At 65.8% G+C, this 9,392-nt stretch carries 6 protein-coding genes; 4 read left to right on the forward strand and 2 right to left on the reverse strand.

All coding sequences use genetic code 11. The features are described from left to right. Positions 1 to 140: 140 nt before the first annotated feature. Both AB5S05_RS04795 and AB5S05_RS04800 read right to left on the reverse strand, forming a co-directional pair. Positions 141 to 1,511 carry a DUF1329 domain-containing protein gene (locus AB5S05_RS04795; RefSeq protein WP_369286326.1) on the reverse strand — a complete coding sequence of 457 codons (1,371 nt, stop codon included), beginning with the start codon at positions 1,509 to 1,511 and terminating at the stop codon, positions 141 to 143. A gap of 28 nt (positions 1,512 to 1,539) precedes the next feature. Beyond that, positions 1,540 to 3,306 carry a DUF1302 domain-containing protein gene (locus AB5S05_RS04800; RefSeq protein WP_369286327.1) on the reverse strand — a complete coding sequence of 589 codons (1,767 nt, stop codon included), beginning with the start codon at positions 3,304 to 3,306 and terminating at the stop codon, positions 1,540 to 1,542. 581 nt (positions 3,307 to 3,887) lie between these two features. Between AB5S05_RS04800 and gcvH the strand changes: the two genes are divergently transcribed. From gcvH to AB5S05_RS04820, 4 genes are all read left to right on the forward strand, one after another. Beyond that, on the forward strand, positions 3,888 to 4,271 hold the full coding sequence (gene gcvH / locus AB5S05_RS04805) for a glycine cleavage system protein GcvH (protein ID WP_369286329.1): 384 nt from the start codon (positions 3,888 to 3,890) through the stop codon (positions 4,269 to 4,271). Positions 4,272 to 4,281: 10 nt separating this feature from the next. Then, complete coding sequence (gene gcvP / locus AB5S05_RS04810) at positions 4,282 to 7,134, forward strand: aminomethyl-transferring glycine dehydrogenase (protein WP_369286330.1); 2,853 nt, start codon at positions 4,282 to 4,284, stop codon at positions 7,132 to 7,134. 232 nt (positions 7,135 to 7,366) lie between these two features. Continuing rightward, complete coding sequence (locus tag AB5S05_RS04815; protein WP_500179782.1) at positions 7,367 to 8,740, forward strand: alanine/glycine:cation symporter family protein; 1,374 nt, start codon at positions 7,367 to 7,369, stop codon at positions 8,738 to 8,740. Between the two features lie 58 nt (positions 8,741 to 8,798). Then, on the forward strand, positions 8,799 to 9,392 hold a 594-nt coding region (locus tag AB5S05_RS04820; protein ID WP_500179784.1), incomplete at its 3' end, for a PLP-dependent aminotransferase family protein.

The raw sequence follows: 9,392 nt of genomic DNA on the forward strand, positions 1-9,392 counted from the left end.
GTTCTTATGCTGAAGACTGTGCGAGACAGGCTAGTCCGCCCTGCCGGCCAGGCACAAGTGCATCAGCGCCCCTGATAATGGCCGATAAAAAAGGCGGCCCGCAGGCCGCCAGTCATGGAGTCACGATGTAACGGGGTCGCTCAACGCACCCCGGAGCTGCGCAGGGCGGCCGGGGTGTAGTCGGCGGCACTGGCCTTGAAGCCGAAGTCGTAGGCCGATTTTTCCTCGTTCTTCATGCCCAGAGCCAGGTAGCGACCGGCGACGATGTCGTACAGGGCTTCCAGGGTGTAGCCGGTGATCTTGTGGTTGTAGTAGTTCTGCGCATGGCCCTCGGCGACGCGCCACAGCTGGCCGCGACCGTCGTAATGGTCGACCAGCGCCAACTGCCAGCTGTCCTCGTCGAAATACATGTGACGCTTGGCATAGATATGCCGCTCACCCGACTTCAGCGTGGCTTCCACTTCCCACACCCGGTGCAGCTCGTAGCGGGTCAGGTCCTGGTTGATGTGGCCGGCCTTGATCACGTCATCGTAGGACAGCGCCGGCGAGTCGAGCTTGTAGCTGTTGTAGGGGATGTACATCTCCTTCTTACCCACCAGCTTCCAGTCGTAGCGGTCCGGTGCGCCGGAGAACAGGTCGAAGTTGTCGGCGGTGCGCATGCCGTCCGAGGCGGTACCCGGGCCGTCGTAGGCGACCTGGGGGGCACGCCGCACACGGCGCTGACCGGCGTTGTAGATCCACGCCAGGCGCGGCTCCTTGACCTGGTCGATGGTCTCGTGGACCAGCAGCACGTTGCCGGCCAGGCGCGAGGGCGCGGTCACCCGCTGTTTGAAATACAGCAGGATGTTGCTCGCCTTGGCCGGGTCGAGATCGGGCATGTCCGCGGGGAAGGCCACCTCGTCCTCGAACTTGACCAGGCTGTAGGAGCCATTGGTCTGCGGCGTGGCCTGGGTGATCCAGCGGCGCACGTTGCCGCCGCGGTAGCGGGTGATGTGGTTCCACACCACCTCGACCCCGGACTTCGGAATCGGGAAGGCGTAGTAGCGGCTGCCTGCGAAGTTCTGCAGGCCGTTGCCGCCATCCACCGGGGTGGTGTTCAGCGCGCTCTGCTTCGCCGCGGCATAGATCTCATCGGGCAGCGCCGCGCTGCGGTGGGTCGGGTACACCGGAATCTTGTAGCTGTCGGCATAGCGTTTGAGCATCGCCAGCTGGCCGGCCGACAGCTTGTCCTGGTATTGCGCGGCGTTGGCTGCGGTGATGGTGAACAGCGGCTGCTCGCTGGCGAACGGGTCGGCGAGGAAGCCCTTGCTATCGACCGCTCCGGCGTTGGTCGGCAGTCCGCCGGTCCAGGCCGGGATGCTGCCATCGGCATTGCCGGCCATTTCCGCGCCGAGCGGGGTCAGGCTGGTGCCCAGTTGCGCCGCCTCTTGCTCGGAGACGGCGGCCATCACACTGGTCGCCAGCAGGGTCAGCGCCAGCGCACCGGTTTGCAGGATTCTTGTAGTTTTCATCGAATACGGATCCTTTGCGCGTCGTTGATCAGAAGTTCACGCCGAAACTCAGGGCTACGAAGTCTCGGTCGGTGATGGTGTTGTAGTCGCCGCCGAAGAAGTCGGTGTAGCTGAGACTGGCGGTGTAGGTGTTCTGGTACTCGGCGTTCAGGCCAAGGCTGACGGCCTTGCTGCCTTCGTTGAAGTTCGGCCCGTAGCCGTCGACGTCATGCGACCAGGCGATGCTCGGGGTCAGGTTGACGCCGGCGAACACGTTGCTGTAGTCGGCACTGGCGCGCAGGCGGTAACCCCAGGAGTTGCTGGTGTAGAAGCCATCGCCCTGGCACTCGTCCGGGTTGGCCGAGTTGAACGCCTCGCAGACGCCGGGCACGCTGAACTCGCCGGCACCGAAAATCGGGTCACGGCCGAAGCGCAACTCGCTCGGGTCATCCTTGATGCCGCCGATGTGGTTGTAGCCGACCTCGCCCACCAGGGTCAGGCGGCTGGCGCCGAGTACCCGGTCGATGAACTGAATCGCGGTGATCTGCGCCTGGGTAAAGGGCTTGCGCTCGTAACCGTGGATATCGGCGCTGGCAACGTTGTTGGCCTGGCCGCTTTCGAATACCGGATTGAACGGCAGGCCCAGGGCGGCGAAGGACAGGTCGGTGGAGTTGATCTGCATCGGCATGTTCGGCCGGTAGCTGATTTCACCCGACAGGGCGGTGCCGCCGACGTTGGTCTGGAAGCTCAGGCCATAGAGGCGGATGTCCTCAGGGTACTCGATGAAGTAGCGCGCGTTCGGCGCACCGGGAATAAAGGTGGCGAAGTTCGGCGTGGTGGTGCGGATGGTGCTGAACACCGGGTTACGGCTGTGGTAGTTCATCGCGTAGAGGCCGAACTCGGTGTCGTTCAGTTGCTCGGCGAACCAGCGCAGGGCCAGGCCGTACTGACCGCTGTCGCGCGCATCGCGATCGCCGGCACGGGGAATGTAGGCATTGTCGACGAACGAGTTGGTCGACTCGCCCGGCGGCAGGTCCGGGCCGAACACTACCAGGCGGTCCTCGCAGCCATCGCCAACCACATCGGTGGTGGAGAAGAAGGTGCCGCAGTTGTCGATGACGGTCTGGTCCCACTCCAGCTGGTAGAACGCCTCCATGCTGACGCTGTCGGTCAGGCTCTGCGACAGGTAGAGCATGTTGACCGGGATCAGGCCTTCCTTGATCTCCGCGCCGGGGCGGCGGAAGGCGGCGACGTCGACCGGGTTGATCGAGTTGATCGAGTTCTGGATGAAGGTGCTCTCACCCCAGCTGACCACCTGCTTGCCGACCCGCACGCTGCCCGGCAGATCGCCGATGCTGTAGTTGTGGTAGACGAAGGCGTCGAGGATCTCCGCGCCACTGGCCTGCGCCGCATTCTTGCGGTTGTGGTCGTCGATGTCATAGAACTGGCGGTGTTCGTCCTTGGTCTCGAAGTCGTACCAGTACTTGCCGCGCACGAACACGCCGGTATCGCCGTATTTCAGTTCGAGGTCGTGGATGCCCTTGAAGATCTTCGAGAAGGTCTCGCCCTTCTTGAAGTTCAGGCGGCCGTCATCCGAGGTGCGCGAGGACGCTCTGCCGCCGCTGGCCACCGAGACGAAATCCTTGTCCGCGTCGCGCACTCCCCAGCTGGCGCCGACCGACAGCGAGGAGTCGAACTGCCCCTCGACCTCCCCCACATTGAAAGTAATCGCCTGGACCGGCGCGACACAGCCCAGGGCGACGGCAACGGCCAGTGCGCAGGGCTGGAAGACGGCATGCCTTGTTGTTGTTCTCATGCGGCTCTCCTGGAAAGCGTGTTTGCGTGTTGAGACTTCACGCTACCCAGTCGCCCACTGGCGGATAAGCGCCCGAAAGAGGTATTCGCCGTGTCGCCCGAAAGAGTGAACAGCCCTCTGCGCCAGCGCTTTGCCGCCCGCGATGGGTGGCCTAGATGGTCCATTATTGGGTGGATGAATACCCCGGCGGGCAGCGCACGGGAGCGGCTTGCTGCAGGCGTTGATGGCCCCTGACCCGCGCCGCGCGGGCCTGTCGCCCGCCCGGACAACCGCTCCGCCCAGGCGTCGTAGCGAAATCACTACAGCGTACTGATTTCGCTACACATGCGACGTCGACCTGTCATCCCGCGACATCCAGCGCCCCAGGTGGTCGTTGTACGGCCACCTGTATCGATTTCGATACGGAAAGTCACGAGCAAGCAACCGCCAAAAACACTTAAGTAATTGATTTTAAAAGCAAAAAACAACAATGGCATCGCACTTGCTACCTGTTCTCCGCAAGAGCGCTCGCTGCCCGGCACGAGCCCCTTGATCATCGCCTAAACAAGAACCGGGCGAGTCTGACTACTTGAGGAGTCCACATGAGCGAGTTGCGTTTTACTGTCGATCACGAATGGCTGCGTCAGGACGCCGATGGCCTGGTTACCGTTGGCATCACCGCCTACGCTCAAGAAGCACTGGGTGATGTGGTGTTCGTGCAGCTGCCGGACGCACAGTCCTACACCGCGGGCGCCGAAGTGGCCGTGCTGGAGTCGGTGAAGGCCGCCAGCAACATCGCCATGCCCCTGGACGGCGAAGTCGTCGAAGTGAACGCCGAGCTGGAAGGCAGCCCGGAGCTGGTCAACGAAGATCCGCTGGGCAAGGGCTGGTTCTTCCGCTTCCGCCCGAGCAACGCCGACGCCATCGCCGAACTGCTCGACCAAGCCGGCTACGACCGCCTGCTCAAAGCCAATGACGACGCCTGAGGGTCGCTCCATGACTGAACTCACCACGCACAACGAGTTTATCGCCCGCCACATCGGCCCGCGCGATGCCGACGTAGCCGCCATGCTCGAGGTGCTCGGCTACCCATCGCTGGACGCGCTGATGGCCAGCGTGATCCCGGAAAGCATCAAGGGCAGCGCCGTGCTGGAAATGACCGCAGGCCTGAGCGAAGCCGATGCCCTGGCCAAGATCAAGGCCATCGCCGCCAAGAACCAGCAGTTCACCAGCTACATCGGTCAGGGCTACCATGGCACCCACACGCCGGCGCCTATCCTGCGCAACCTGCTGGAAAACCCAGCCTGGTACACCGCCTACACCCCCTACCAGCCGGAAATCTCCCAGGGCCGCCTGGAAGCGCTGCTGAACTTCCAGACCCTGATCAGCGACCTGTCCGGCCTGCCGATCGCCAACGCCTCGCTGCTCGACGAAGCCACCGCCGCGGCCGAGGCCATGACCTTCTGCAAGCGCCTGTCGAAGAACAAGGCCAGCAACGCCTTCTTCGCCTCCCAGCATTGCCACCCGCAGACCCTCGACGTGCTGCGCACCCGTGCCGAGCCCCTGGGCATCGAGGTGGTGATCGGCGACGAGCGCGAGATCGGCGACGCCAGCGCCTACTTCGGCGCCCTGCTGCAATACCCGGCGAGCAACGGCGACCTCTTCGACTACCGCGAGCTGGTCGAGCGTTTCCACGCCGCCAATGCCCTGGTCGCCGTGGCCGCCGACCTGCTGGCCCTGTGCCTGCTCACGCCGCCGGGCGAGTTCGGCGCCGACGTGGCCCTGGGCAGTGCCCAGCGCTTCGGCGTGCCACTGGGCTTCGGTGGCCCGCATGCCGCCTACTTCGCCACCCGCGAAGCCTTCAAACGCGACATGCCGGGCCGCCTGGTCGGTGTCTCGGTCGACCGCTTCGGCAAGCCGGCCCTGCGCCTGGCCATGCAGACCCGCGAGCAGCACATCCGCCGCGAGAAGGCCACCAGCAACATCTGCACCGCCCAGGTGCTGCTGGCCAACATCGCCAGCATGTACGCCGTCTACCATGGCCCCAAGGGCCTGACCCAGATTGCCCAGCGCGTGCACCAGCTGACCGCGATCCTGGCCCAGGGCCTGGCCAAGCTCGGCCATAGCGTCGAGCAGCAGCACTTCTTCGACACCCTGACCCTGGCCACCGGGGCCAAGACCGCCGCGTTGCACGCCAAGGCGCGCGCCGCCGGGATCAACCTGCGCGAAATCGATGCCGAGCGCCTGGGCCTGTCGCTCGACGAAACCACCACCCCGGCCGGCGTCGCCGCGCTCTGGGCGGTGTTCGCCGACGGCCAGGACCTGCCGGACTTCGACGAGCTGGCCGCCAGCGTCGCCGCGCGCCTACCCGAGACTCTGCTGCGCCAGTCGGCCATCCTTGCGCACCCGGTGTTCAACCGCTACCACAGCGAAACCGAGCTGATGCGCTACCTGCGCAAGCTGGCCGACAAGGACCTGGCCCTGGACCGCAGCATGATCCCGCTGGGCTCGTGCACCATGAAGCTCAACGCCACCAGCGAGATGATCCCGGTGACCTGGGCCGAGTTCGGCAACCTGCACCCCTTCGCCCCGAGCGAACAGAGCCAGGGCTACCAGCAGCTGACCGACGAGCTGGAGGCCATGCTCTGCGCCGCCACCGGCTACGACGGCGTCTCCCTGCAGCCCAACGCCGGTTCCCAAGGCGAGTACGCAGGGCTGTTGGCGATCCGCGCCTATCACCGCAGCCGCGGCGACGACCAGCGCGACATCTGCCTGATCCCGCAGTCGGCCCACGGCACCAACCCGGCGACCGCCAGCATGGCCGGCATGCGCGTGGTGGTGACCGCCTGTGACGCCCGCGGCAACGTCGACATCGCCGACCTCAAGGCCAAGGCCGAGGAACACAAGGAGCGCCTGGCCGCGCTGATGATCACCTACCCCTCGACCCACGGCGTGTTCGAAGAAGGCATCCGCGAGATCTGCCAGATCGTCCACGACAACGGCGGCCAGGTGTACATCGACGGCGCCAACATGAACGCCATGGTCGGCCTCTGCGCCCCGGGCCAGTTCGGCGGCGACGTGTCGCACCTGAACCTGCACAAGACCTTCTGCATCCCCCACGGCGGCGGCGGCCCGGGCGTCGGCCCGATTGGCGTCAAGGCGCACCTGATCCCGTTCCTGCCCGGCCACGCCAACATGGCGCGCAAGGAAGGCGCGGTCAGCGCCGCGCCGTTCGGCAGCGCCAGCATCCTGCCGATCACCTGGATGTACATCAGCATGATGGGTGGCGAAGGCCTCAAGCGCGCCTCGCAGATGGCGATCCTCAACGCCAACTACATCGCCCGTCGCCTGGAAGAGCACTACCCGGTGCTCTACAGCGGCGAAGGCGGCCTGGTGGCGCACGAGTGCATCCTCGACATCCGCCCGATCAAGGACAGCTCCGGGATCAGCGTCGACGATGTGGCCAAGCGCCTGATCGACTTCGGCTTCCACGCCCCGACCATGTCCTTCCCGGTCGCCGGCACCCTGATGATCGAGCCGACCGAGAGCGAATCCAAGGAAGAACTGGATCGCTTCTGCGACGCCATGATCGCCATCCGCGAAGAGATCCGCGCGGTCGAACGTGGTGACCTGGATGCCAACGACAACCCGCTGAAGAACGCCCCGCACACCGCCCTGGAACTGGTCGGCGAGTGGAGCCACGGCTATGGCCGCGAGCAGGCCGTGTATCCGGTCGCCTCGCTGGTCGACGGCAAGTACTGGCCGCCGGTCGGCCGGGTCGACAACGTGTTCGGCGACCGCAACCTGGTCTGCGCCTGCCCGTCCATCGAGGCCTACCAGGAGGCCTAAGCCGTCACGCCCTCTCCCGCCTGGGAGAGGGCCACGCGTTCCCGGCCCCTCGCTGCGCGCCCTGTGCTGACGCCCATGACGCACGCCGTACGGGCCGGGAACTCCCCTTTTCATCGATGCCCTCCGGGCGGCAGCCAGCCGCACGGCCAGTTCCTTCGCGCCCAGCGCGCGCACCAGCCCTTAACCGACACGGGGCAACCCGTGCACTTACAACAAGAACGAGGTGCTCACTGTGGAATTCATCAACAACCTGACCAATCAACTCAACGGCCTGGTCTGGGGTCCACCCATGCTGGTGGCGATCCTCGGCACCGGACTGTTCCTCATGCTGCGCCTGAAATTCATGCCGCTGGCCAAGATAGGCGCCGGCTTTGCCCTGCTGTGGCAGGGGCGCAAGAAGGACGACGAGGCCAGCGGCGAGATCAGCCCGTTCCAGGCGCTGATGACCTGCCTGGCCGCCACCGTGGGCACCGGCAATATCGCCGGGGTGGCCACCGCGATCTTCCTCGGCGGCCCCGGCGCGCTGTTCTGGATGTGGTGCACCGCCCTGGTCGGCATGGCCACCAAGTACTGCGAGGTGGTGCTGGCGGTGCATTACCGCGAGACCGATGAGCGCAAGGAGCACGTCGGCGGGCCGATGTACGCGATCAAGAACGGACTTGGCCAGAAGTGGCTGTGGCTCGGCACCGCCTTCGCCATCTTCGGCGGCCTGGCCGGCTTCGGCATCGGCAACATGGTCCAGGTCAACAGCATGGCCCACGCCCTGAGCGATACCTTCGGCGTGCCGTCCTGGCTCACCGGCGTGGTCGCCATGGTCTTCGTCGGCCTGGTGATCCTCGGCGGCATCAAGCGCATCGGCGCGGTCGCCGCGACCCTGGTGCCGACCATGTGCGTGACCTATGTGGTCGCCGCCATAGTAGTGCTGATCGTCAATAGCGAGGCCATCCCGGCCGCCTTCGGCCTGATCTTCACCCACGCCTTCACCCCGACTGCCGCCACCGGTGGCTTCGCCGGCGCCGCGGTGATGGCGGCGATCCGTTTCGGCGTGGCCCGCGGCATCTTCTCCAACGAGGCGGGGCTGGGCACCGCCGGCATCGCCCAGGCAGCCGGCACCACCCACAGTTCGGTACGTTCGGGGCTGATCGGCATGCTCGGCACCTTCATCGACACCCTGATCATCTGCACCCTGACCGGCCTGGCGATCATCGCCTCGGGCGCCTGGACCAGTGGCGCCAGCGGCGCCGGCCTGTCGGCCGCGGCCTTCGAGTCGGCGATGCCCGGTTTCGGCGGCGCGATCCTCAGCATCGCCCTGGTGGTCTTCGCCTTCACCACCATCCTCGGCTGGAGCTACTACGGCGAGAAGTGCTGGGAATACCTGGTCGGCACCAAATCGATCCTGCCGTTCCGCATCCTCTGGGTGCTGGCCGTGCCCTTCGGTGCGGTGGCCCAGCTGGACTTCGCCTGGCTGGTCGCCGACACCCTCAACGGCCTGATGGCGCTGCCCAACCTGCTGTCGCTGCTGCTGCTGAGCCCCATGGTGGTCAAGCTGACCAAGGAATACTTCGCCCGCGATGGCCGCGCCGCCGGCGCAAACGTACAACGCTGAACCCCCAACGCTCTCGGCACGCCCGCCCGGCGGGCGCGCCCAAAAAAGGATCGACCCGATGTTCCACAAAAGCCTGACCCTGAACAGCTACGACCCGGCCCTGGCCGATGCCATGGCCGCCGAAGAGCGCCGCCAGCAAGAACATATCGAGCTGATCGCCTCGGAGAACTACACAAGCCCGGCCGTGATGCAGGCCCAGGGCAGCGGCCTGACCAACAAGTACGCCGAAGGCTACCCGGGCAAGCGCTACTACGGCGGCTGCGAGCACGTCGATGTGGTCGAGCAGCTGGCCATCGACCGCGCCAAGCAGCTGTTCGGCGCGGACTACGCCAACGTCCAGCCGCACTCCGGCTCCTCGGCCAACAGCGCCGTGTACCTGGCCCTGATCAACGCCGGCGACACCATCCTCGGCATGAGCCTGGCCCACGGCGGCCACCTGACCCACGGTGCCAAGGTGTCCTCCTCCGGCAAGCTGTACAACGCCGTGCAGTACGGCATCGGCGCCGACGGCCTGATCGACTACGCCGAGGTCGAGCGCCTGGCCGTCGAGCACAAGCCGAAGATGATCGTCGCCGGCTTCAGCGCCTACTCCAAGACCCTGGACTTCCCGCGCTTCCGCGCCATCGCCGACAAGGTCGGGGCCCTGCTGTTC

It is taken from the genome of Pseudomonas zhanjiangensis, from assembly GCF_041027545.1.
GTDB classification, from domain to species: Bacteria; Pseudomonadota; Gammaproteobacteria; order Pseudomonadales; family Pseudomonadaceae; genus Aquipseudomonas; species Aquipseudomonas zhanjiangensis.

Excerpts from the sequence above, each read along its gene's own strand:
- AB5S05_RS04795 (WP_369286326.1), bottom strand. The coding sequence starts at position 1,511 with ATGAAAACTACAAGAATCCTGCAAACCGGTGCGCTGGCGCTGACCCTG.
- AB5S05_RS04800 (WP_369286327.1), bottom strand. The coding sequence starts at position 3,306 with ATGAGAACAACAACAAGGCATGCCGTCTTCCAGCCCTGCGCACTGGCC.
- gcvH (WP_369286329.1), top strand. The coding sequence starts at position 3,888 with ATGAGCGAGTTGCGTTTTACTGTCGATCACGAATGGCTGCGTCAGGAC.
- gcvP (WP_369286330.1), top strand. The coding sequence starts at position 4,282 with ATGACTGAACTCACCACGCACAACGAGTTTATCGCCCGCCACATCGGC.